The sequence below is a fragment of the Lysinibacillus sp. NPDC097214 genome (assembly GCF_050277945.1).
Classification (GTDB): Bacteria; Bacillota; Bacilli; order Bacillales_A; family Planococcaceae; genus Lysinibacillus; species Lysinibacillus xylanilyticus_B.
Genome location: NZ_JBNNSS010000002.1, coordinates 547,965 through 572,806, shown reverse-complemented (window position 1 = coordinate 572,806; position 24,842 = coordinate 547,965). Strand labels below are relative to the sequence as shown.

General features: G+C 38.9%; 27 protein-coding genes. 25 read left to right on the top strand and 2 right to left on the bottom strand.

Going from position 1 to position 24,842, the window contains the following annotated elements:
- Positions 1-26 precede the first annotated feature (26 nt).
- The 5 genes from ACQKMI_RS06605 (at position 27) to ACQKMI_RS06585 (ending at position 5,489) form a co-directional block, all read left to right on the top strand.
- Positions 27-686: a flagellar brake protein gene (locus tag ACQKMI_RS06605; RefSeq protein ID WP_427487839.1), complete on the top strand. Its 660-nt coding sequence runs from the start codon at positions 27-29 to the stop codon at positions 684-686.
- 131 nt (positions 687-817) lie between these two features.
- Positions 818-1,492 (top strand): (d)CMP kinase, encoded by a 675-nt coding sequence (gene cmk / locus ACQKMI_RS06600; RefSeq protein WP_323649314.1) that lies wholly within the window; start codon positions 818-820, stop codon positions 1,490-1,492.
- Between the two features lie 102 nt (positions 1,493-1,594).
- A complete protein-coding gene (gene rpsA / locus ACQKMI_RS06595) occupies positions 1,595-2,731 on the top strand; it encodes a 30S ribosomal protein S1 (protein WP_323649312.1) in 1,137 nt (378 codons plus the stop codon).
- Positions 2,732-3,019: 288 nt separating this feature from the next.
- Positions 3,020-4,330 (top strand): ribosome biogenesis GTPase Der, encoded by a 1,311-nt coding sequence (gene der, locus ACQKMI_RS06590; protein ID WP_427487838.1) that lies wholly within the window; start codon positions 3,020-3,022, stop codon positions 4,328-4,330.
- Between the two features lie 142 nt (positions 4,331-4,472).
- Positions 4,473-5,489 (top strand): NAD(P)H-dependent glycerol-3-phosphate dehydrogenase, encoded by a 1,017-nt coding sequence (locus ACQKMI_RS06585; RefSeq protein WP_427487837.1) that lies wholly within the window; start codon positions 4,473-4,475, stop codon positions 5,487-5,489.
- A 132-nt stretch (positions 5,490-5,621) separates the two neighbouring features.
- Here ACQKMI_RS06585 and ACQKMI_RS06580 read toward each other — a convergent pair whose 3' ends face one another.
- A complete protein-coding gene (locus ACQKMI_RS06580; RefSeq protein WP_427487836.1) occupies positions 5,622-5,810 on the bottom strand; it encodes a hypothetical protein in 189 nt (62 codons plus the stop codon).
- Between the two features lie 139 nt (positions 5,811-5,949).
- Between ACQKMI_RS06580 and ACQKMI_RS06575 the strand changes: the two genes are divergently transcribed.
- The 6 genes from ACQKMI_RS06575 (at position 5,950) to mtrB (ending at position 10,419) form a co-directional block, all read left to right on the top strand.
- On the top strand, positions 5,950-6,162 hold the full coding sequence (locus ACQKMI_RS06575) for a DUF2768 domain-containing protein (protein WP_323649306.1): 213 nt from the start codon (positions 5,950-5,952) through the stop codon (positions 6,160-6,162).
- A 21-nt stretch (positions 6,163-6,183) separates the two neighbouring features.
- Complete coding sequence (locus ACQKMI_RS06570; RefSeq protein WP_427487835.1) at positions 6,184-6,975, top strand: hypothetical protein; 792 nt, start codon at positions 6,184-6,186, stop codon at positions 6,973-6,975.
- A gap of 91 nt (positions 6,976-7,066) precedes the next feature.
- Entirely contained in the window at positions 7,067-8,545 is a 1,479-nt protein-coding gene (gene spoIVA / locus ACQKMI_RS06565; RefSeq protein ID WP_427487834.1) for a stage IV sporulation protein A, read from the top strand.
- 200 nt (positions 8,546-8,745) lie between these two features.
- Entirely contained in the window at positions 8,746-9,018 is a 273-nt protein-coding gene (locus tag ACQKMI_RS06560) for an HU family DNA-binding protein (protein ID WP_004232618.1), read from the top strand.
- Positions 9,019-9,567: 549 nt separating this feature from the next.
- Positions 9,568-10,137 (top strand): GTP cyclohydrolase I FolE, encoded by a 570-nt coding sequence (folE, locus tag ACQKMI_RS06555; protein ID WP_079559906.1) that lies wholly within the window; start codon positions 9,568-9,570, stop codon positions 10,135-10,137.
- 63 nt (positions 10,138-10,200) lie between these two features.
- Complete coding sequence (gene mtrB, locus ACQKMI_RS06550) at positions 10,201-10,419, top strand: trp RNA-binding attenuation protein MtrB (protein WP_049666799.1); 219 nt, start codon at positions 10,201-10,203, stop codon at positions 10,417-10,419.
- A gap of 231 nt (positions 10,420-10,650) precedes the next feature.
- Here mtrB and ACQKMI_RS06545 read toward each other — a convergent pair whose 3' ends face one another.
- On the bottom strand, positions 10,651-10,776 hold the full coding sequence (locus tag ACQKMI_RS06545; protein WP_427487833.1) for a hypothetical protein: 126 nt from the start codon (positions 10,774-10,776) through the stop codon (positions 10,651-10,653).
- A gap of 180 nt (positions 10,777-10,956) precedes the next feature.
- Here ACQKMI_RS06545 and ACQKMI_RS06540 point away from each other — a divergent pair, with 180 nt between their 5' ends.
- The 14 genes from ACQKMI_RS06540 to ACQKMI_RS06475 all read left to right on the top strand — a co-directional run bounded on the left by ACQKMI_RS06540 (position 10,957) and on the right by ACQKMI_RS06475 (position 24,771).
- Positions 10,957-11,724 carry a heptaprenyl diphosphate synthase component 1 gene (locus tag ACQKMI_RS06540; RefSeq protein WP_427487832.1) on the top strand — a complete coding sequence of 256 codons (768 nt, stop codon included), beginning with the start codon at positions 10,957-10,959 and terminating at the stop codon, positions 11,722-11,724.
- Between the two features lie 15 nt (positions 11,725-11,739).
- Positions 11,740-12,444, top strand: coding sequence for a demethylmenaquinone methyltransferase (locus ACQKMI_RS06535; RefSeq protein ID WP_427487831.1), 705 nt, complete (start codon positions 11,740-11,742; stop codon positions 12,442-12,444).
- 19 nt (positions 12,445-12,463) lie between these two features.
- Entirely contained in the window at positions 12,464-13,438 is a 975-nt protein-coding gene (gene hepT, locus ACQKMI_RS06530) for a heptaprenyl diphosphate synthase component II (protein WP_427487830.1), read from the top strand.
- A gap of 86 nt (positions 13,439-13,524) precedes the next feature.
- Positions 13,525-13,941 carry a nucleoside-diphosphate kinase gene (gene ndk / locus ACQKMI_RS06525; protein ID WP_100544600.1) on the top strand — a complete coding sequence of 139 codons (417 nt, stop codon included), beginning with the start codon at positions 13,525-13,527 and terminating at the stop codon, positions 13,939-13,941.
- A 355-nt stretch (positions 13,942-14,296) separates the two neighbouring features.
- Positions 14,297-15,445: a thiolase family protein gene (locus tag ACQKMI_RS06520; RefSeq protein WP_427487829.1), complete on the top strand. Its 1,149-nt coding sequence runs from the start codon at positions 14,297-14,299 to the stop codon at positions 15,443-15,445.
- 15 nt (positions 15,446-15,460) lie between these two features.
- Positions 15,461-16,222 (top strand): 3-hydroxyacyl-CoA dehydrogenase, encoded by a 762-nt coding sequence (locus tag ACQKMI_RS06515; protein WP_427487828.1) that lies wholly within the window; start codon positions 15,461-15,463, stop codon positions 16,220-16,222.
- A 200-nt stretch (positions 16,223-16,422) separates the two neighbouring features.
- Positions 16,423-18,048, top strand: coding sequence for a long-chain fatty acid--CoA ligase (locus tag ACQKMI_RS06510; protein WP_427487827.1), 1,626 nt, complete (start codon positions 16,423-16,425; stop codon positions 18,046-18,048).
- A 304-nt stretch (positions 18,049-18,352) separates the two neighbouring features.
- Positions 18,353-18,583, top strand: coding sequence for a hypothetical protein (locus ACQKMI_RS06505; RefSeq protein ID WP_427487826.1), 231 nt, complete (start codon positions 18,353-18,355; stop codon positions 18,581-18,583).
- A gap of 84 nt (positions 18,584-18,667) precedes the next feature.
- The gene (locus ACQKMI_RS06500) at positions 18,668-19,438 is read left to right on the top strand and encodes a CheR family methyltransferase (RefSeq protein ID WP_427487825.1); all 771 of its coding nucleotides are present in this window, start codon (positions 18,668-18,670) and stop codon (positions 19,436-19,438) included.
- Positions 19,439-19,913: 475 nt separating this feature from the next.
- On the top strand, positions 19,914-21,095 hold the full coding sequence (gene aroC, locus ACQKMI_RS06495; RefSeq protein ID WP_427487824.1) for a chorismate synthase: 1,182 nt from the start codon (positions 19,914-19,916) through the stop codon (positions 21,093-21,095).
- A gap of 3 nt (positions 21,096-21,098) precedes the next feature.
- Positions 21,099-22,190: a 3-dehydroquinate synthase gene (aroB, locus tag ACQKMI_RS06490; RefSeq protein ID WP_427487823.1), complete on the top strand. Its 1,092-nt coding sequence runs from the start codon at positions 21,099-21,101 to the stop codon at positions 22,188-22,190.
- Complete coding sequence (aroH, locus tag ACQKMI_RS06485) at positions 22,187-22,555, top strand: chorismate mutase (RefSeq protein WP_323649260.1); 369 nt, start codon at positions 22,187-22,189, stop codon at positions 22,553-22,555. Before aroB ends, aroH begins: the two co-directional genes overlap by 4 nt.
- Positions 22,556-22,573: 18 nt before the next feature.
- Positions 22,574-23,674, top strand: a complete 1,101-nt coding sequence (gene hisC / locus ACQKMI_RS06480) for a histidinol-phosphate transaminase (RefSeq protein WP_427487822.1) — start codon at positions 22,574-22,576, stop codon at positions 23,672-23,674.
- Positions 23,671-24,771, top strand: a complete 1,101-nt coding sequence (locus ACQKMI_RS06475; RefSeq protein ID WP_427487821.1) for a prephenate dehydrogenase — start codon at positions 23,671-23,673, stop codon at positions 24,769-24,771. The genes hisC and ACQKMI_RS06475 overlap by 4 nt, the downstream gene beginning before the upstream one ends.
- Positions 24,772-24,842: the final 71 nt, after the last annotated feature.

The window sequence follows — 24,842 nt, the reverse complement described above, 5'->3', positions numbered from 1 at the left end:
GTATATTTGTGTTCGGGGAGATGCTCATGGAAATAAAAATTGGTACACTATTAGAACTTGAACCAACTTATACAGAGAGTGTTGAAAAATTCCGCTGTAAAGTTGTAGAACAAAATGAAAATATTATTTACATTGATTATCCAATAAATGTTGCCACAAAGAAAACAGCTTTTTTAATAGATGGATCTGAATTTAGAGCAACTTTTCGCACGGAGGATAAACAATCATTTGCTTTTAGTACTGAAGTGATTGGACGTAAAGCTGGTCATATTCCTATGATTATGTTGCATTGTCCAAAGGAAGATGACTTTATCAAAATTCAGCGTCGTGAATATGTACGTGTGGAAACGCCTGTGGATGTAGCGATACAATTTAAGGATTACAAATATCAGCTAGTAACAACGGATGTTAGCGCAGGTGGTTTGGCTGTTATCTTGAAAGGGGCAATTTCTTTCCAAGCTGGTGATGAGGTTCGGTTAACGATCGTTTTACCATATGCCAACGGGGATGTTAAATACGTGATTACGGATGCGTTGGTTGTTCGTATATTCGAAAAAGATGACAAAAAAATTGCCACTATACAACTAACAGATACTGATGATGTAGACCAACAGCATATTGTTCGTTTCTGCTTTGAACGTCAGTTAGTGAATCGTCGTAAAGAAATAAATCCTTTTGATGATTGAGAAAATCTATGAATTTTTGCAGGGAGTTTACACATCTTTCAACTCGCGTAGTAATTTGATTTTAGAAAGCCCTCTCCTTGAAGAGGGCTTTTTTATGATACAATATGGTGTGATAGAAAGTAGGGGGAAATATGAAGAAAAACATTCAAATTGCGATTGATGGACCGGCTGGTGCTGGGAAAAGCACAATCGCAAAAATCGTTGCAGAGGCACTTGAATTTACTTATATCGACACAGGTGCTATGTATCGTGCTGTCACGTATAAAGCAATGCAACAAAACATACATTTAGATGATGAAACAAAATTAGCAGAAATGCTAGCATCTAGCACAATTGAATTAAAGCCTTCTTCTCAAGGACAACTTGTCTTTTTAGATGGGAAGAATGTTTCTGCTGAAATTCGATCAAATGAAGTAACCTCATCTGTTTCACAAGTAGCGGCTCATGCTGAAATACGTGAACTATTAGTAACACAGCAACAAAAACTTGCGGCTAATGGTGGTGTTGTTATGGATGGGCGAGATATTGCTACACATGTATTAAAGAATGCAGAACTAAAAATATTTATGTCTGCAACTGTAGAAGAGAGAGCAAGACGTCGTTTTATTGACAATCAAAAGCGAGGAATTGAATCTACCGTTGAAAAGCTTCAAGAAGAAATTGCCCTGCGCGATAAAATGGATAGCGAACGTGAAGCATCACCACTAATTCAAGCAGAAGATGCCATATTTTTAGACACGACAGCCTTATCAATTGATGATGCTGCACAAGCCATTTTAAAATTAGCGCAAGAAAAAATGCTATAAATCCTAAAATTTCAGACATTTTTAAAATTTAAAGGATTTATTTTTGTCTTTGGCTTCAATATCGAATAAAATAGTAAGGGAAGATGCGAAGGAGGGTTACATATGTCTGAAGAAATGAACAATGTAGAACAAACGTTAAACGAAGGTGATATCGTCAAAGGTATTGCTGAGCAGGTTGATGAAAAAGCGGTAACTGTTTCAATCCCAGGTGCACCATTTGACGGTATTGTACCAATAAGTGAATTATCAAGCTTACACATTGAAAAAGCGTCTGACGTCATCTCTGTCGGAGATGAGTTGGAGTTGATGATTACAAAAGTTGAAGAAGAAAACTATGTATTATCAAAACGTAAAGTAGATGCTTTAAAAGCATGGGATACACTTGAGCAACAATTCAACGCTGAGGAAATTTTCGAAGCGGAAGTGAAGGATATTGTTAAGGGTGGTCTTGTCGTAGATTTAGGAGTACGTGGCTTCGTTCCAGCATCTCTAGTAGAAGACTACTTTGTTGATGATTTTGAAGACTATAAAGGTAAATCTCTTAACTTTAAAATTGTTGAGCTTGATAAAGAAAAAAATCGCTTGATCTTATCACATCGTGCTGTAGTGGAAGCTGAAAAAGCTTCTCAAAAGAAAAATGTCATTAACCAAATTAAAACTGGTGACGTTTTAGATGGTAAAGTACAGCGTATTGCATCATTTGGTGCATTTATTGACCTTGGTGGTATTGATGGTCTTGTTCATATTTCACAAGTGTCTCATGAGCATGTGGGTGATGTGAGTGAGGTTTTATCAGAAGGACAAGAGGTGAAGGTAAAAGTCCTTTCAGTAGATCCAGCAAATGAGCGTATTTCGTTATCTATTAAAGATACGATGCCTGGTCCTTGGTCGAACATTGAAGAGCGTGCAGCTAAAGGTACAGTGTTAGATGGAAAAGTAAAACGTCTAACTTCTTTCGGAGCGTTTGTGGAAGTTTTCCCAGGTGTAGAAGGTTTAGTGCATATTTCGCAAATCGCGCATAAGCATATTAACACGCCACATGAGGCTTTAAAAGAAGGACAAGAGGTACAGGTGAAAGTGCTTGACGTAAATGCTGAAGATGGCCGCTTAGCATTAAGCATTAAAGATTTACTTGAAAATCCTGAGGCAGAGGAAGTAATCGACTATGAATTACCAGAAGAAAACACAGGCTTCTCTTTCGGTGATGTTATTGGCGATAAACTGAAAAACTTTAAATAAACTTGACAAGCGAGGATACAGTTTGTGTCCTCGCTTTTTTATGGTTGAAACGGTTAGAAGAGCCAAAGCGATGGAAAGAACAATTATAGTAAAACGGATAGAATAAATCAGACTCGAAGATAACCACATCACATTGAACATTCAAATAGAACAGCCGAAATGATAAAAAAATCCTTAAATAAATGGAAAGAACGGTACATAGCACGCACCTTCATGGATATGATATGATATAATGGCATTTTTCGTGTATAATAGCGAAAGACAAGAAGTTGGAAGGATGAAGTACAGATGACGAAACCAGTAGTAGCCATCGTAGGTCGTCCGAACGTAGGTAAGTCGACGATTTTTAATCGTATCGTTGGAGAACGTGTATCGATTGTGGAAGATATTCCAGGCGTTACACGCGACCGTATTTATAGTTCGGCAGAGTGGTTAGCACATGATTTTAATATTATTGATACAGGTGGTATTGAGATTGGAGACGAGCCGTTTTTAGAGCAAATTCGTCAACAAGCAGAAATCGCCATTGATGAAGCGGACGTTATTATCTTTATGACAAATGGTCGTGAAGGTGTAACAGCCGCTGATGAGCAAGTAGCTAAAATTTTATACAAAACAAAAAAACCAGTCGTTTTAGCAGTGAATAAAATTGATAACCCAGACATGCGCGAAATGATTTATGATTTCTATGCGCTTGGCTTTGGTGAGCCTTGGCCAATTTCTGGTTCTCACGGCTTAGGCTTAGGGGATTTATTAGACGAATGTGCACAACATTTCCCTAAGGAAGATGAAGAGCAATATGGAGACGAGGTTATTAAATTCTCGTTAATTGGTCGACCAAATGTAGGGAAATCCTCATTAGTAAATGCCTTTTTAGGCCAAGACCGCGTAATTGTTAGTAATATCGCGGGGACTACTCGTGATGCTATTGACACGCCTTATGAGTATGATGATCAGGAATATGTCATTATAGATACTGCAGGTATGCGTAAAAAAGGGAAAGTATACGAAACGACAGAGAAATATTCTGTATTACGTGCGTTACGAGCAATTGAACGCTCTGATGTTGTTTTAGTCGTTCTAAATGCAGAAGAAGGCATTCAAGAACAAGATAAAAAAATTGCAGGCTATGCGCATGAAGCAGGAAAAGCTATTGTTATTGTAGTTAATAAATGGGATGCCATTGAAAAAGACGAAAAAACAATGAACGTCTTTACACACCAAATTCGTGAGCATTTCTTATTCTTAGACTACGCACCGATTATTTTTGTATCAGCCAATACAAAGCAGCGTGTACATCAAATTTTACCGATTATACAACGTGTAAGTGAAAACCACGCAATGCGTATTCAATCATCTATCCTTAATGAGGTGATTGAGGATTCTGTGGCACGAAACCCAGCACCAGCTGATAAGGGACGCCGTCTTCGTATCTACTATGCTACACAAGTTGCGATACAGCCACCGACGTTTGTGGTGTTTGTTAATGAACCAGAGCTAATGCATTTCTCTTATGAACGATTTTTAGAAAATCGTATCCGAGAAACATTTGATTTTGAAGGAACGCCAATTCGATTAATTTCCCGAGCTCGTGCTTAGGAAAAATATACACATACAATACGCCAGCCCGACAATTTTGTTGGGTGGCGTCTTTTTACAAGAGAAGAAAGTATAGTTTTCTCTAGCATTTTTCGAAACTAATAAGAGTGAATTGTCTTTTCTTAACAAGGGAGGATTTTGAATGGAAAAAGTTTGTGTGTTAGGGGCAGGTTCGTGGGGGACAGCACTTGCGATGGTACTTGCAGAAAATGGGCATGATACACTTCTATGGACTCATCGAACAGATCAAGCTGAAGAAATTAACAACCTGCATACGAATAGGAAGTATTTACCTGAAACAGTACTGCCAACAAATTTGTATGCGACAAGTGAAATTGCTAAGGCAGTTGCTCATTCGGAGACAATTGTCGTAGCCGTGCCTACTAAGGCTATTCGAGAAGTATGTGAAAAAATGATAGCAACACTCGATAAAAAAATACTGTTTGTGCATGTATCGAAGGGAATTGAGCCCGATACATTAAAACGAATTTCGGAAATTTTAGTAGAAAGTCTACCTGCAGAATTTGTAGAAGAAGTTGTTGTACTTTCAGGTCCAAGTCATGCAGAGGAAGTTGTCTTACACCACCCGACAACTGTTACAGCGGCTTGTGCAAACATTGAAGCTGCAGAAAAAGTGCAGGATTTATTTATGAACCAATATTTCCGTGTCTACACAAACAAAGATGTGATTGGCGTAGAAATAGGTGGCGCATTAAAAAACGTCATTGCATTAGCCGCAGGTATTTCAGACGGCTTAAATTATGGTGATAATGCCAAAGCGGCACTTATTACTCGAGGTTTAGCTGAAATTTCACGTCTTGGTGTTGAAATGGGAGGGAATCCATTCACATTCTCAGGACTTACAGGCATGGGGGACTTAATTGTAACATGTACAAGTGTACACTCTCGTAATTGGCGCGCAGGTAATTTACTGGGGCAAGGCATGAAGCTACCAGAGGTACTCGACCAAATGGGCATGGTTGTTGAGGGGGTACGCACAACAAAAGCGGCCTATCAGCTAGCAAAGAAATATGACGTTGCTATGCCGATAACAGCGGAGCTTTATAGTGTTCTATTTAATAATATCGAACCTAAAATAGCGGTTGATACATTGATGATGCGTATGAAAAAGCGAGAAGTCGATGACATGATGTACTAAATTAATGGAATGGATAAATAAGGTTAATTAATATACCTGATCTATTTGATTAGTTTTGTCATGAAATGGACATAAATAAGGTGTCTCAGGGAATAGCTGAGACGCCTTATTTTGTGCTTTTAATTGAATATGCTAAAAAGTTATAAAGGTTGTCCATTTAACATCTTTCAGAAGAAGTCTCTTACCTCTATAGGTGGTGGTATGATGCGGATTTAAACTCTTTTCAGCGGGTGTCCAACCACCTGCTGAAATAGAGGAACTCAGTCTAAGAACGCCACGTCCTGAGGCAACGACTGAGTGACCAACATCATGTTGGTCCAAAGCCTCCGGCGGATGTCACGCAAGTATGCCGAGGTATAATTGATTGATAGTTACTGGACAACTATTTCTTTTTAGCGAAAGCGCATAGTATAATATACTTTGATTGTTTCGTGACGTTGTAGAAAGGTGGTTGTCTTAAATGGGTCCGTTAGCACATTTGCCTGCGCTTGATGTAATGTGGGTATCGTTTTATTGTATCGGTTTTTTAATTATATCTATCGGTTTAATTTATTTAGCTCGAAATAAAGTTTCGAACGTTTTTTTACGTACAATCGTAAATTTAATTGCATACATACTGTTTGGACTTGGCACATTTTTAATGGTACTAATTGTTGCCACATGGCCGGCATAAAAATGATGAGGTGGAAGTGACATGAAAAAACTAAGTGCTTTTCTTTTGGTAATAGTAACCGCTGTACTTCTAGTAGGTTGTGCATATCCAGAAGACGAAAAAAGGGCAAAATTAGTGCCTGATGCTGACCAATTAGCTGCGGTTCAGCGTGCGGTTAATGAATATCGTGAAGCAACTGGTGGACTAGTTCCAATTAAAAATAGCGAGCTAGATACAGATATATATATAAAATATTTAATTGATTTTGAAAAATTAATGCCTAAATATCTTGCGCAAATTCCTGGGAACGCCTATGAAAAGGGTGGGATTTTCCAGTATATTATTTGGGATCCTGAGAATGAAGCTAAAGTAAAATTGGTAGATTTAAATGCTGCAGAGCGAATTCGAGAAATTAATATTCGTAAACTTTCTACCCAATATTTACCGATAAAGGGTGCAGCTTCTGATAATGTATATCAAATTAACTTTGAAGAATTGGGCTATAAAACAGATGTAACTGTGAAAAGCCCCTATTCTGGTACCGAATTACCAATATTTATGACAGGCGATGGCGAAATGCATGTCGACTATTCAATCGACTTAGGTCAACTACTAAAAGAAGACAAACCTTCTATAAAGCCTGGAGATGATATTCGTCAGCTACTTGTCGATAAATATCCAGTAGTACCAGCTTATTCTATACCGTATACAGTAGATGAAAATGGTGAGCCAATTTATTCTATGGATGCCTATAATAGTGACGCAAAAAAAGCTAGAGAAAAAGCTAGAGAAAAAGCAATTCAAGAGTCTGAATCTAAAACTAAAAAAGATTAGTCGAAAAGCTCCTTACATTTGTGAGGGGCTTTTCATATTTATCTATCCGCCCGCATATAGTGAAAAAGCGTAGATAAAGGAGGCAGAAACCTTGAGTGAAGCAGTATTTAGAGAAATTGCAGAGCGCACAAATGGCGATGTTTATATTGGTGTTGTCGGTCCAGTACGTGTAGGTAAATCAACATTTGTAAAAAAGGTTATGGAAGCGGTCGTGTTACCAAATATTGTGGATGAAACAGAAAGAATGCGAGCACAAGACGAGTTGCCACAAAGCTCACCGGGGCCAGTCATTATGACTGCTGAGCCGAAGTTTGTGCCTGCCCAAGCAACACGTATTGCAGTCGGTGATGATGAAATGCCGTTCTCAATTCGTTTAGCCGATTGCGTTGGTTATATCATTGAAGGGACAAAGGGCTATGAGGATGAAAATGGGCCAAAATTTGTGCATACACCTTGGCATACAGAGCCTATCCCTTTCCAAGAAGCGGCGAAAATAGGCACAGATAAAGTAATTCGTGACCATGCCAATATTGGGATTGTTGTAACAACAGATGGCACAGTTAATGGTATAAGTCGTCGTGCAGCAGAGAAGGCAGAAGAGGAAATTGTAGAGCAATTAATGGATATTGGAAAACCTTTTGTTATTGTACTAAATTGTCAAATGCCGGCTCGAGAGGAAACCGTACAGCTTCGAAATGAGTTATTTGAGCGCTATAATGTCCCAGTAATTGCCACTTCGATTGATCAAATGCGTGCATCTGATATTCAGTATATTTTGCAAGAAGCATTATTTGAATTTCCAATTCGAACAATTGAGGTGGAGAAACCAGATTGGTTAGATGTTTTAGATGCGACACACCCATTGAATGTTGCGCTAATTGATTCGATGGAAGAAGTGTTGTCATCTATTATGAAAATTAGAGATGTGCAGCAGGCATCAGATGCCTTTAAAGCCATTGATTTTATTGATCAAAGTGAAGTGGTACATGTGGATGCTGGTGTTGGGAATGCAGTTATTCGAGTGTCATTACAAAGTGAGCTATATAAGTCGGTATGTAATGAATGGCTAGAAGAACCAATTGAGACGAAGCGAGATTGGCTAGTATTTATTAAAGAGGCAGCAGAAGCAAAAGAGGCGCAAAAACGCTTTAAAAGTGCAATTAATGAAGCAGATTCGACTGGTTATGGTGTCACATTGCCGATGATGCAGGAGTTTGAACCAACAGCACCAGAGCTCATTAAACAAAATAATTTTTATGGTGTGCGTATGAAGGCAAAAGCGCCATCATATCATATCATTCGTGTAGATATGGATTCAGAATTCGCGCCATTAATCGGCTCGGAATTCCACAGTCAACAATTGCTTAAGGATTTAAATCATGCTTATCTACATGATCGTGATGCATTATGGAACACACAGCTTTTTGGAACTCCACTACATGAAGTGTTAAAAGAAGGAATACGCTATAAAATGGATGCTGTTCCAAATACAGCTAAAAAACGGATGCGACAAACAATTGAACGTATGGTGAACGAAGGCGATAGAGGGTTAGTTACATTTATTTTGTAGTGATAAAATGAATAAAAAAAGCGCAAAAAATTATCACAGGGCTTTTCGTTCTTATGCGAAAAGTCCTGATATTTTTGTTTTTTGGGTGAAAAACTTATTTTTTGGTTATAATCATGAATGAATACAGTTGCGTAGCGGTTTTCTATGTGTTAATCTTTTTACAGAATTGGTTCATGACCCTTTGAGAGGAGGTGAATGGTGTGAATAAAACAGAATTAGTAAACTCTGTTGCTGAAGCTGCAGGTCTTTCTAAAAAAGACGCTTCTAAAGCAGTTGAAGCTGTATTTGATACAATTCAAGATGCTCTTGCAAAGGGTGACAAAGTACAATTAATTGGTTTTGGTAACTTTGAAGTACGTGAACGTGCGGCTCGTAAAGGTCGTAACCCACAAACTGGTAAAGAAATCGAAATCGCTGCTAGCAAAGTACCTGCTTTCAAACCAGGTAAAGCGCTTAAAGATGCTGTAAAATAATACACGTCTGGTAGTTACATAGAGCAGTCTTCATGTAAACGAACATGAAGGCTGCTCTTTTTAACTTATTTTTTGCGGGTGTTGCATAGATAACTAAGTTAAGGTACATAGAAAGATGACATAAACGTAAGTGTAAGCAATATAGAGATCCTATGCACAATTTAGGCCTATCACTGAAAGTCGGGATCTATTTTTTTGAAATTTATAGATATATTTAGTTGCTTGGAATGGAGACAGGGCATCTTCTAAGGGAATCAGCTTCCCTAGAGCGCAAGCGAGTAGAGGAACGAAGGCTAAAAGCATCGCATTTGTAATAATCCTTCGCATAAAAAAACACCTGTTGCCCGGAACGGAAATTAACATGACGTTATTGTGACGAGCCAAATTTTACAAAACATACTACTAATTAGAAAGCGTTAAATGGCAATTTTACTCATATAGCGTTGAATTTCTTTTGAATCAAGTAAGTCGTTTTGCGCTTACCTTTTGGATGTGCTACGATGCATAAGGAAATGTGTAATGTATTGATACGCAGGAGGGTTTTTACGGATGTCGAATGTTGATTTATTGAAAATAGAAGAAGCAGTAAAAATGATATTAGAAGCGGTAGGCGAAGATGTAAATCGTGAAGGTTTACTCGATACACCGAAACGTGTAGCAAAAATGTATGCAGAAATGTTTAGTGGCTTACATGAAGACGCAAAAGATTATTTTAAAACAGTGTTTCATGAAGACCATGAAGAATTAGTACTTGTAAAGGACATTCCGTTTTATTCGATGTGTGAGCATCATCTAGTGCCTTTTTACGGAAAAGCTCATGTCGCATACATACCAAACGATGGCATTGTTGCTGGACTAAGTAAATTAGGCCGTGCAGTAGAAACGATTGCTCGTCGTCCGCAATTACAAGAACGTATTACTTCTTCAGTGGCAGAGACAATTATGGAAATGCTCTCTCCGAAAGGTGTTTATGTAGTAATTGAGGCGGAGCATATGTGCATGACTATGCGTGGACTTAAGAAGCCAGGATCTAAAACTGTGACATCGGTTGCACGTGGTATTTACGAAGAAGATGAAGTAAAACGTAGAGAAGTTTTATCATTTATTCAAATGTCTTAAATTGCATGTCTAATTATGTTATGATGGACAAAGAATTTGTCGGATTTAAGGAGTGTACAGACAATGGCACAAGATTATATTGTTATTCAAGCAGAGGAAGATGGAGTGCATGTAATCGGTTTAACACGAGGCACAGATACAAAGTTCCATCATTCTGAAAAATTAGATGCAGGCGAAGTTATGATTGCTCAATTTACCGAACATACATCTGCCATGAAAATTCGTGGGAAAGCACAGATTCATACAGCTCATGGTGTTATTAATAGCGAAGCGAAAAAGTAATAAAGAGCAATTACATTCAGAAGTGCTTTAGAAATGGTTTTATGTTCATGGCAAATTAGTGATGGCACATATAAATCGGCTAAATGTGTAAACTGTTTTTAACTTGCTTTCAGCAAATGTCTTTTGTAGCGTAAGCAAAGCGTCAGCTACAATTGTTTTTTACTACGGCAGTTACAGAAGTTAAAGCCTCCGGCGGATGCCACGGAATCAGAAAGAAGTTCTTAGAGGATGTTAGCGTAAAATCATCGCATCCATGCGATAACGGCTAACTTGACCTGCACCAGTAAAAACGCCACATTCTGTGGCATAACCGAAATGACCGACATCGTGTCGGCCCTCGTGCAGGCCTAAGCACAAAGCCGATTCCTGACGCATATTTGCCAAGGCATAATTGATTGGGGAAGCTCTGCTGTCTATCATGTTGAATAAGCAAAAATTTTTTATTCCGAATCGTCGCGTGTGCTATAATGACTCAGTAAGCAAGCGTTAGATCCATGAAGTGACTAACGTATTTGAAAGTGAAATGGAGTAAGGTCTATGAATGCAACATACATTCAAAATTCAATTGCACAATTAAAAACAGAGATTTTCATGGATGTTCGTCATAGAACTTTGCAAAAATACACAGGGGTGCCTGTGCTCGATGAAAATCAATTATTTTACTTGTTAGTTCCCTTTTTGAATGGTGAGGAGTGGCAGCAAGAGGAAAGAGAAGCTGCCATCACTGTTGGAATTGTGTACGCAGCCTTAGCGGCTCACGATCATATAAAAGAATTAGATGCCACATCAAAAGAACAGCAGCTAACCGTTTTAGCTGGAGACTTTTATAGTGGTCGTTATTATGAGATTTTAGCGATGTCGGGAAATGTCGAATTGATTAGAAGTTTGTCACAAGGGATTGTGGAACGTTGTGAACACCAAATTAAAGTATATGAGGCAGAAAAACGATCAGTCGAACAATGGTATGCCTCAATAACTAACATTGAATCGGGATTGATCTCAAAATTTTTTGAGCTCTATTCGTTTGGAAACTATATTCCACTTGTAGAGAAGAGCTTATTAATCTTGCGTTTAGAAAGAGAATGGGCGACATATCAACGTGGGCAAGTAACGTTAATGAGTAGGGTTCTTGAAGAAAGTGCGAGATCTGCCGGAGCGACCTATGTCAACGTCATACAGGACAAGATTGTGCAATTAAAAACAGAGCTGTTACAGGTGATAGAAGATGCATCGTTTTTACAAGGTGATGTGAAACAAGTTCTACAAGCACGTGTAGAGGCATCCATTGCTTCTACTAATGGATAAGAGAGGTTTTTCAAAATGGCTAAAACGAAAGAAGAGCACGTGCACGAAGTATTTGAAAGTATTTCGCAAAGCTATGACAAAATGAATGGTGTTATTAGCTTCCAAATGCATGTTGGCTGGCGCAATGATACGATGAAGCGTATGGCAGTAAAACCTGGAGCGAAAGCACTGGATGTTTGCTGTGGTACGGCAGATTGGACAATTGCCTTAGCTGAGGCAGTTGGTGAAGGCGGAGAAGTAAAAGGGGTAGACTTCAGTAAAAACATGCTGAAGGTTGGCGAGCAAAAAGTAAAGCCATACCCACAAATTGAATTAATACATGGAAATGCTATGGAATTACCTTTCCCAGATAATACATTTGATTATGTAACAATTGGTTTTGGGCTTCGCAATGTACCAGATTATTTACAAGTTTTAAAGGAAATGAATCGTGTTGTAAAACCTGGAGGAATGGTTGTTTGTTTAGAAACATCTCAACCTGAAATTCCCGGCTATCGACAGCTATTCCGTTTTTATTTTAAATATATAATGCCGGTATTTGGTAAAATATTTGCGAAAAGCTTTAAAGAATATTCTTGGTTACAGGAATCAGCAAATGATTTCCCAGGTATGAAAAAGTTAGCGGCAATGTTTGAACAGGCAGATTTAGAAAAAGTAACGTACAAAGCATACAGTGGCGGTGCTGCGGCAATGCATATGGGCTTTAAAAAAGTACGTTAATGGGGGAAGGTTTTCACAAGTGGAAAAGATGAAGTTAAAACTACTCTATTCCGATTTGAAATCAGATATCGATATCATTGAAAAAGAATTAGAAAAAGCAGTGTACTCTTCTTCAGGTTTGATCAATGATGCTTCTCTCCATTTATTGCAAGCTGGTGGTAAACGGATACGACCAATTTTTGTGTTGCTTGGCGCGAAATTTGGCGACTATGATATCGAAAAGATGAAGGATGTAGCCGTGCCAGTAGAGCTTATTCATATGGCATCACTTGTGCATGATGATGTAATTGATGATTCCAATATGCGAAGAGGACGCCCGACTGTCAAATCACAATGGAATAATAGAGTTGCAATGTACACGGGCGATTTTATTTTTGCACGTGCACTTGAATATATTACAAAGCTTGAAGACCCATTAGTTCATCAAATTTTAGCACGTACAATGGTGGAAATTTGTAACGGTGAAGTCATTCAAATCGAAGATAAATTTAGACTAGATCAAGGATTAAAGGATTATTTTAGACGAATTAAACGCAAAACGGCGTTACTAATTTCTTCTAGTTGTGAACTTGGTGCAGTAGCAGCAGGTGTCGATCCCAAAACAGTGAGACATTTGAAACGCTTCGGCTATTTTGTAGGCATGAGCTTCCAGATTATCGATGATGTTTTAGACATAATGGCAACAGATAAAGAATTAGGGAAGCCAGCAGGTAGTGATTTATTGCAGGGCAATATTACATTACCAATTCTATTGTTAAAAGATGATCCTGGGATGCAACCTTATTTGGTAAAAGTATTTGCAGGTACTTTGACGGAGGTAGAACGTCAAAATATGCTGCGATATGTGCGTAAATCCGACGCGATTGAGCAAGCTAATAAAATGAGTGATAAATATTTGAAAAAGGCATTACAGGAAATAGATGCATTACCAAAACATCCTGTCAAGAAAAAACTACGTGATGTCGCTTTATTTATGGGTAAGCGTAAATTCTAGCTTTTTGTTGTACAAAGCCTGATTTTTTGTTAATATTTATCGGTAGGTGTAAAACCTGTTATACGAATTTAAGGAGTGTTTTAAACATGGCAATCGAACAAACTTTTTTAATGGTTAAGCCTGATGGCGTACAACGTCAAGTAGTAGGAGATATCGTAGATCGTTTTGAACGTCGCGGTTTTGTATTGAAAGGTGCTAAATTAATGGTAATTCCTACAGAATTAGCAGAAAAGCACTATGCTGAGCATGCTGAGCGTCCATTCTTTGGTGAATTAGTTGATTTCATCACTTCTGGTCCTGTATTCGCAATGGTATGGGAAGGCGAAAACGTAATTAAACTTGCTCGTACAATGATGGGAGCAACTAAACCTGAAGAATCTAACCCAGGTACAATCCGTGGTGACTATGCAACAACTGTTTCTCACAACATCATTCACGGTTCTGACTCACTTGCTTCTGCTGAGCGTGAAATCGGCTTATTCTTCGGTGAAGATTTAGTTTAATTTCTTTCAGCGTTTATCTCCAACCTAGTGAGATAACAATTATGCCGAGGCATAGTTAAATTTGCAAATAGATTAAGCAATCTCAATTTACTTTGAGATTGCTTTTTTTATTGCTCTGAAAAGGAGTGTGGTTAGTTTTATAATTAGAGCCCTAGATAGCTTATAAAAATAGTGGATGGAATTTTCTAGATACATATAGAATTGTTAAATACTTCTTAGTCATGTAAAATAAAAGATATAATATTCTGATAATTAAGGTTTTTGAATAGCTTAATAATCAAGAATATATTTCGTAGCATCTAAATACATTGGATGATAGGAAATGAGAGAATCGACAGTGCAAAGGGGTTTTTTTATGAGAGAAGTGGTAATAGTATCAGCCGTTCGTACAGCAGTTGGCAGGAGTAAAGGGGCATTAAGCAACGTTCGAGCAGATGACTTAGCGGCAGATGTACTGCAAGAAGTGGTACAACGAGCAGGTATTAATAAGGATCAGGTGGAGGATGTTATTTTTGGCTGTGTGACGCAAACTGCTGAACAGGGATCAAATATAGCCCGTACGGCCCTATTAATGGCAGGTTTTCCGGAGAGTGTCCCGGGTGTGACAATTGATCGTCAATGTGGCTCAAGTCAGCAGGCTGTTCATTTCGCAGCACAGGCTATTTTAGCAGGCGATATGGACATTGTTATTGCTGGTGGGGTTGAAAGCATGACGAGGGTGTCAATGGGTTCTAATATGAAAGGTGCCCACGCGGGTAAACGATTACAAGACAACTATACAATTATTCATCAAGGGGTATCAGCCGAAAAAATAGCTGAAAAATGGAATTTGTCAAAGGAACAGCTTAATAACTTTGCTTATGATAGTCATAGACGAGCATTAGGTGCAATTGAAGCTGGCCATTTTAAAAAGGAAATATTGCCTGTCCAAGTTACGCAAGAAGACGGCACAGTGACAACATTCTCTGTTGATGAGGGGCCTCGGGCAGAAACGACAGTTGATATATTAAATGGACTAAAAACCATTTTCCAAGAAGATGGTGTGATATCAGCAGGTAATGCAAGTCAAATGAGTGATGGTGCCTCAGCTGTAGTTATTATGTCTTTAGAAAAGGCGCAGGAGCTTGGTATCCGACCGCTTGCTAAAATTGTTACAAGAGTTGTTGTTGGCTCAGATCCGACGTTAATGCTAACTGGTCCAATTGAGGCAACTAGACAAGCGCTAGAACGTTCAGGTCTTACGATAGAGGAAATTGATACGTATGAAGTGAATGAAGCTTTTGCGCCAGTACCACTTGTTTGGTTGCGTGAAATTGGAGCAGATCCCAATAAATTAAATCCGGATGGAGGAGCAATTGCATTAGGGCATCCATTAGGAGCGACGGGTACAAAACTGTTAACAACGATGCTGTACAGAATGGAAAGAGAAAATTTAAGATATGGTTTACTTGCAATTTGTGAAGGTATGGGGATGGCGAACGCTACTATTATTGAAAAAATGTAAAAGGGGTTGTGTTTGATGAATGAAGTAATAGCAGTTGTAACAGGAGGAGCATCAGGTTTAGGAGAGGCGACTGTTCGAAGAATTGTTGCTGAGGGTGGCAAAGCCATCATTTTTGATCTGAATGACGAGCGAGGACACGCACTAGTAGAGGAGCTAGGGGAAAATGTCCAATATGCACGCGTTGATGTTACCAAAGAAGCTGATGTAGCGGCAGGGCTTGAACAAGCAGTAGCAACATTTGGGTCCATTAATGTCACAGTGAATTGTGCTGGAATTGCTGACGCAAGTAAAGTACTTTCAAAGCGTGGTGTACATGCTCTTGGTTTATTTGAAAAGGTGATTTCTGTCAATTTAATTGGTACTTTTAATGTGATTCGACTAGCAGCCGAGAAGATGCAACATAATGAGCCAAACGAGGAAGGTCAGCGTGGCGTTATTATTAATACTGCATCTGTGGCAGCGTTTGATGGGCAAATAGGACAAGCAGCATATAGTGCGTCAAAGGGTGGTGTGGCAGCGATGACGTTGCCGATTGCTCGGGAGCTTGCTGAAATTGGTGTACGTGTCATGACGATTGCTCCAGGATTAATAGAAACACCAATGTTTGCGTCGTTACCAGAGACAGCAAGAACAGCACTTGCCCAAATGACGCCGTTCCCTAAACGACTTGGGAAACCATCAGAGTATGCGCTATTGGTCGAAAGTATTATCCAAAATGGTTTATTAAATGGTGAAGTTATCCGCTTGGACGGTGCGATTCGTTTGCAGCCAAAGTAGAGGGAACTGCTAAATAAGCTAGAAAGAATGAGCGAAGGCTAAAACCAACTTCTTGTGATTAGCTTTCGTGAAACTCTAAAGTGAAAAGGTGCTTGTCTACGGATAGCGAGGCGAAGAATTAATTTGTTTCGACTGTAATATTGGCAGCAGCAGAAGGCTTGGACGATTCAAAAATTATATAAACAAAGGGGAGCGTTATTATGCATATGATGGATACACCTTTATTATTAACAAGTTTTTTGGATCGAGCAGAACGATTTTTCCATGCGAAAAAAATATATTCGCGGACAAGCCCTACAACCATTCACGAGTTTACTTATAAAGAATATGTAAAACGAACTCGTAAACTAGCAGATGCCCTTACAAAGTTGGGAATGGAGAGAGGTATGAAGGTAGGTACCTTCGCTTGGAATCACCATCGCCATTTAGAAGCATATTTTGCAGTCCCATGTGCAGGAGCTGTGTTGCATATGATTAATATTCGATTAGCGCCTGAGCATATTGCTTATGTTATTAATCATGCAGAAGATGAAATATTACTAATTGATGATAACTTAGTTCCACTTATTGCACCAATTGCCTCGCAGCTTAAAACAGTCAAGCATTTTATCGTAATGGGGGATGCGATCGTGCTAGAAAACTTCCCATTACCGAATGCTCTGTCCTATGAGGCATTACTCGGAGAGGCGAATGATGATTTTAAATTCCCAGATGATTTAGATGAAAATACACCGGCTGGCATGTGCTATACAAGTGCAACTACAGGAATGCCAAAGGGCGTAGTGTATACTCATCGTAGTATTGTCCTCCATACTATGGCAGCGGGACTCTCCGATAGTATTGCAATAGGCGAGGCTGATGTTTTACTTCCTGTTGTACCAATGTTCCATGCCAATGCGTGGGGATTTCCGTTTGCTGGTGTATTATTTGGTGCTACACAGGTGCTTCCAGGGCCGATGTTTACACCGCAGTTACTACTTGATTTATTTGAAACATATAAGGTAACGTTGACTGCAGGAGTACCTACGATTTGGCTTGGGGTATTACAGGAGCAACGCAAAAATCCTCGTGATTTGTCTTCTATACGGTTGATTGTCTGTGGTGGTTCAGCATCGCCACTCGGTCTAGTTCGTGGTTTTGAGGAGGAGCTTAACATTCCTTACATGACGGGCTACGGTATGACCGAGACATCTCCACTTGTTAGCGTATCGACGTATTTAACACATATGCAAGATTACGCGATCGGTGAAAAAATGGATGTTCGTATTACGCAGGGAATAACAGTGCCGCTCATTGAAACACGCGTAGTCAATGAAAACGGTGAAGTTCCTTGGGATGGCAAAACAATGGGCGAATTGACAATTAGAGGCCCGTGGATTGCTGCAGAGTATTATAACGATGAACGAACAAAGGAAGCTTTTAAAGATGGCTGGCTCTACACTGGTGACATTGCAGTAATGACAGTAGATGGTTATATTAAAATTACAGATCGTACGAAAGACTTAATTAAAAGCGGTGGAGAATGGATTTCTTCAGTAGAGCTTGAAAATGCTTTGATGTCACATCCTAAAGTGTTGGAGGCTGCTGTTATAGCGATTCCTCACGAAAAGTGGATAGAACGACCTCTAGCATGTGTTGTACCGAAGCTTGAATGTAAGGATTCCATTACGAAATCAGAGCTGCTAGAAGATTTACGATCGCAATTCCATAAAACATGGATTCCTGATGATATTGTATTTTTAAATGAGATACCTAAAACTTCTGTAGGGAAATTCATGAAGGTAAAATTGCGAGAAGATTTAAAGGATTATCGAGTAGAGGTTTAAGTGATTAAAGCTTGAAGGTGGTAACTAACTGCCTTCATTTTTCATGTAAAAAACTGGATCATTACCATAACGAGAGGTTGATTTCAGTTCTGAATGGGCGCTTTCCTGAAAAAAGTATATGGAGCGGAGTTGGGCTCAGGACACATACGTGGAAGAGGTCCCACAGAGTGGAATGTGCAGTCAAGTGAATATTTTGCTTAAGAACCAAAAATATCAATGGAATATTTTTGCTAATTGTAAAGAAAAATGAAACTATTTTTCCGTTTTACCGTATAATCATTAGTAATGAAAGGAAGTGGACGTATTGTCAATTGCGATAGTTGCAATTATGGGAGGCGTACTAATCTCATTAGTAGGGATATTGACTGATGCAAACACAAGAAAGCAAAAGATTAAATTAAAGTCTATCGAAAAGGAAGTAGAGCTAGAGAAGCTCAGATTAGAAACGTATACGATGGAAACAGAAAAATTACGTCTAGAATTAGAGCAATCTAAAGTGTTGTTATTAGAGGAAAAACAAAACTCAACTAAGTAACCTGGATTACATGTGAAAGACTATTTCAGAAATGGCACTTTTCCGCTATAATGGAAATACGACGCTAGAGGGGAAGAAGACCATATGTCTGATTATGAACAGTTTATAGCAGGTATAAAGCGCAAAACAGGAATAGATTTAGCGCTATATAAAGAAGCGCAAATGAAAAGACGATTAACATCTCTGTATGAGAAAAAGGGACATCGTAATTTTGTGGACTTTCTAAAGGCACTTGAACAAGATCGGGACTTAATGAATGAGTTTTTAGATCGCATGACCATTAATGTATCCGAATTTTATCGCAATGGGAAGCGTTGGGAAGTGTTGCAGAAAAAAATATTTCCGAAATTACTGCAAACTAATAAGCGTTTAAGAATTTGGAGTGCTGCTTGTTCAACGGGTGAAGAACCGTATTCTTTAGTCATGGTATTATCTCAATTAGTGCCATTATCTCAAATTCAAATCATTGCTACTGATCTAGATGAAAATGTCATTCAAAAGGCGAAATTAGGTGTGTATCCAGAGCGCTCATTAGCAGAAGTGCCGAGTGATATTAAAGCCAAATATTTTGAGCAAGAAGGTTCCTTTTATAGGGTCAAGGATGAGATTAAACGTTGTGTGACTTTTAAGAAACATAATTTACTTAATGATCATTATGATGCTAATTATGATTTAATTGTGTGTCGCAATGTGATGATTTATTTTACTGAAGAAGCGAAAGATCAGATTTATACGAATTTTAGTAAAGCGTTGCGTCAGGATGGGGTTTTGTTTGTTGGATCTACAGAGCAAATTTTTAACCCATCTCGATATGATTTTGAAGTCGAGGATACATTCTTCTATAGACGAAAATAGTTAATAATATGAGAAAAGCATTCGTACAATAGACAATATGAATGTCGTGTACATATTTTAAAGGCTTAAACATAGATGTCTCGTACGCTTTTCGCTTGGTATAAGCAAAAGCGTATTTTTTATTAGTTAACTCGCATCAACGGGCAGTAAGACACTAACATCAAAATTTAGCGAACGCAAAATAAGTAGGAGATTAACTGCCGGTAAAAGCTTGAGTGGTGAAGACTAATGATTAGTGAAAGTGAAGATAATATCTTTTTTTTAAGTGAATCGTTCAGAATATTCGAATTTAACGAGGTGCTCTACATTAACCTTAAAGTTACTTTTAAAATTAATTGAAGTCGCTGGAGCAATTCGGAGTTTACAAATAATTAAAACGAGTCTTAAAAGACATTTGCAAAAGGACTGTTTTTTTAGAGAATATATGTTATAGTGAAAAATACATACTTTAGCGAGTTGAAGGGAGAAAGTGTTTATGCGTTACTTAACAGCGGGAGAGTCACATGGCCCCCAATTAACAACAATTATTGAGGGCTTACCGTCGCTCTTACCAATTACAGCAGAAAAAATTAACCACGATTTAAAACGTCGTCAAGGAGGACATGGGCGAGGTCGCCGTATGCAAATCGAAACGGATACAGTGGACATCGTTGCTGGTGTTCGTCATGGACAAACACTTGGTTCTCCCGTAGCGCTCGTAGTCACAAATGATGATTGGAAGCACTGGACAAAAATTATGGGAGCAGAACCATTAGCGGAAGATGTGAATCCTGAAGATATTAAACGCCAAATTTCACGTCCTCGTCCAGGACATGCAGATTTAGTAGGAGGCATGAAATACGGACACCGTGATTTACGTAATGTGTTAGAGCGTTCTTCAGCGCGTGAGACAACTGTTCGTGTAGCTGTAGGTTCTGTTGCAAAAGCGTTATTAAATGAATTAGGCATTTCCATCGTGGCGCATGTAACAGAAATCGTTGGTATTAAGGCAGACGCTTCCTTAGTGGAAGGAAAATCTGCCGATGAAATTCGTGCCATTGTTGAAGCAGATCCTTGCTATTGCGTTGACCCAGAGGCTTCTGCAAAAATGGTGGCAGCTATTGATGAAGCGAAAAAAGCGGGTGACTCCATTGGTGGTGTTGTTGAAGTCATTGTAGAAGGAATGCCAGCTGGTGTTGGCTCATATGTTCATTATGACCGTAAGCTAGATTCGAAATTAGCAGCTGCCATGTTATCTATCAATGCATTTAAAGGTGTGGAATTTGGAATCGGATTTGAAATGGCACGACGTAAAGGCTCTGAAGTACATGATGAAATTATTTGGTCAGAGGAAGAAGGTTATACACGTGCAACAAATCGACTTGGTGGTTTAGAAGGTGGAATGTCTACTGGAATGCCAATTGTCGTACGTGGTGTAATGAAACCAATTCCTACTTTATATAAACCGTTGCAAAGTATTGATATTGAAACGAAAGAGCCATTTAAAGCTAGTGTAGAACGCTCTGATAGCTGTGCAGTACCAGCAGCATCAGTTGTTGCTGAGCATGTTATTGCCTGGGAAATAGCGAATGCAATATTGGAACAATTCCATAGTGATCAATTACCTCAACTAAAAGCTCAAATCGACGAACACCGTCGTTATACAAAGGGGTTCTAATTTATGCGAGTACCAGTAGCGACGAAATCACATCAATATGAGGTTGTCATTGGTCATAATTTTTTGGCAGAAGCAGTAAAAGAATTTGATGATAAGCTTCAAAAAGCCGATAAACTCATTGTTTTTACGGATGTTAATGTGTGGGCAGCACAAGGAGATTATTTCAAAGCTAATTTCCCTTATCATTTTGAGGTCTTTGTCTTACCAAGTGGTGAGGCATGTAAAACTTTCGAACAATACTATGCAGCCCAAACATTTTTACTTGAACAAAAGTGCTCACGTAAATCATTTGTTTTTGCATTTGGTGGGGGTGCTGTAGGCGATTTAACAGGCTTTGTTGCAGCCACTTATATGCGTGGGGTGCCATTTATTCAAATCCCAACGACGATTTTAGCACATGACTCAGCAGTAGGTGGTAAGACAGCAATTAACCATCCATTAGGTAAGAATATGATTGGTGCGTTTTATCAACCTGAGGGCGTCATTTACGATACTATATTTATAGAAAGCTTACCTGAGCGTGAAGTACGCTCAGGAACAGCAGAAGTGATCAAGCATGCGATGATTTCTAATGCAGCGTGGTTAGATGAATTAATGGCTGTAGAGACAGTTATTCATTTCAGCACAGAAGAATTGGCGATGCAGCTTAGAAAAGGAATTGAAGTAAAAGCGCAAATAGTAGCAGAGGACGAAACCGAGCAATCCGTGCGAAAATTTTTAAACTTAGGTCATACTTATGGGCATGCCATTGAAGCGGCCGCAGGTTATGGTAAAGTAGCACATGGCGAGGCTGTAATGATTGGACTCGTATATTGTTTATTATTAAGTGAACGATACGGTGAATTAGATCGTAACTTCACTTCAGCATTTTTGCAATTTGCAGTGAAGAATGGCTATCCATTTGAAGCAGTGAAAGAATATTCCTTTGATCAGTTAACAGAGTATTTAATGAAAGATAAAAAAGCGGAGTATGGTATTTTACAATTTGTGTTGTTGGATAAAATTGGTAAACCTTTCGTGCAACCAATTGATTTAGCAGAGTGCAGAGAAGTAGACGCCGAATTCCGACAGCTATTAGCGGAGGTGCTTGTATGATTCGTGGACTTAGAGGAGCAATTACAATTGAATCTGACAAGCCAGAGCTTGTATGGGATGAGACAGCAAGATTAGTGAGTGAAGTAGTAGCAGCAAATAACGTGGAAGTAGATGATATTGCTTCCATTTTAATATCCACAACGCCTGATATTACGTCAGCCTTTCCGGCACGTGCTGTACGGCTAATGGACGGATGGCAATATGTACCTGTCATGTGTACGCATGAAATGGACGTGCCGAATGCATTGCCACTTTGTATTCGTGTATTAATACATGCGAATGTGGAAGTGGCACAAAAGGATGTTAAACACTTGTATCTCAATGATGCAGTGAAATTAAGACCAGATTTAGCCCAAGCTAAATAAATAGAGGAGATGTTTGAGATGAAATGGAAACAACAATTGGACGGTATGCAAGCATATAAACCAGGTAAACCAATTGAAGAAGTACAACGTGAATATGGCTTACAAGAAGTCGTAAAATTAGCATCTAATGAAAACCCATTTGGGTGCTCACCTAAGATAACTGCTTATTTACAAAATAATTCGGTAAATCATGCTATTTATCCAGACGGCTATGCGCAGAATTTACGTACGGCTGTTGCGCATCATCTAGATGTCAAAGAAACACAGCTTCTTTTTGGTAACGGCTCCGACGATATCATTGCCATTATTACTCGTGCATTGTTGTATCCAGGCGTAAACACAGTGATGGCAGACCCATCCTTCTCTCAATACTGGCACAATGCTGCAATCGAAGGCGCAGAGGTACGCAAAGTTCCTTGTATAGAAGGTGCACATGATCTAGATGCAATGGTAGCGACAATTGATAATAACACATCAATCGTTTGGGTTTGTAGTCCAAATAATCCAACAGGTGTTGTGATACCTGATGTTGAATTGCGTGCATTTTTAGCTAAAGTACCAAGTGATGTGTTAGTAGTATTAGATGAAGCCTATATCGAGTACGTAACGCATCCTGGTCACAAAGATACTCTTCCTTTAATTAACGAGTTTCCAAATGTACTATTATTGCGTACATTTTCAAAAGCATATGGCCTAGCTTCTTTCCGAGTGGGTTATGCAATTGGGCAACCTGACGTAATTGCTAAGCTTGATCCAGTAAGAGCGCCATTTAACAATACCATTTTAAGTCAAGCAGTCGCGACAATCGCTTTAAGTGATCAAGAATATATAAAAGCTTGCCGTGAAGCAAATGAAAATGGTAAAAAGCAATATATTGAATTTTGTGAAAAATATAATTTGCAATACTTCCCTTCTGATACGAACTTTATTTTCTTTAATACGAATGCTGATAGTGATGTTGTTTTCAATGAGCTAATGAAACGAGGCTTTATAATCCGTAGTGGAAATGCGTTAGGATTGCCTGGGTTTATCCGTGTGACAATCGGAACAGAGGCTCAAAATGAAGCGTTGTTAGGTCACCTTGAAAATGTCCTTAAAGAGCTAGGAGTTTTTGCATGACGACACGTAAAGTGCTCGTTATTGGGCTAGGCCTAATTGGAGGCTCAATTGCCTTAGCATTACAAAAGGCACCAGAAACAAAAATTATTGGCTATGATATGGATGAGAAAACACGTGAACATGCGAAAACGTTAAATATTGTTCATGATATTGTGACAGATCCAAAAGAAGTGGCGGCCGACGTAGATGTTATTATTTTTGGAACTCCGGTTAACGCAACACTTGTATGGATGGAACAATTAAAAACATGGCCGTTAAAAAATAAAGTAATCGTAACAGATACAGGAAGTACAAAAAAGATGATTATGCAAAAGGCTGGGGAATTGCGTGAGTTAGGCATTACCTTTATTGGAGGACATCCAATGGCAGGCTCACATAAAAGCGGTGTTTTAGCTGCAAAGGCTCACCTTTTTGAAAATGCGTATTATATGCTAACACCGCTTGCCGGTGAAGAAATTGTCCATATGGCACAGCTTGAAAGTCTATTAAAATTTACACATGCAAAGGTTGTTAGTGTATCTGCTCGTGAGCATGATCATATGACAGCTGTAGTTAGTCACTTCCCGCATGTCGTTGCTGCTTCTCTTGTGCACCAGTTGGGCGGAGAAAATGGGGAGTATCCGATGACACGTTCTCTTGCTGCAGGGGGCTTCCGTGATGTAACGCGTATTGCGTCATCTAATCCGATTTTATGGCGAGATATTACATTACAAAATCGAGATGAGCTTATTGCACAGCTAGAAGGCTGGGAAAAGGAAATGAGTCGTGTTAAGGAGCTGCTTTTAAATGGTGGCTCGGAGGACATTGAAAAATACTTTGCGATTGCCAAAGAGCTAAGGGATGAATTACCGATAAGTGCAGGAGCAATGTTCACATCATTTGACTTATATGTTGATGTTCCTGACTATCCGGGGGTTATTTCTGAGGTGACAGGCTTACTTGCAAACGAAGCGATTAGTATTACGAATTTACGTATTTTAGAGGCACGTGAAGACGTGTTCGGTATTCTAGTTATTAGCTTACAAAGCGAAAGTGACCGTGAACGTGCAGCAGCGTGTATACAAAAGCGTGCTAATTATGAAACATATATTTCGTAGGCAAAATGCTTACTTAAAAGAAAGCGTCGAAATTACGGCGCTTTCTATCTTCATATTAGGGGGAAGAAACG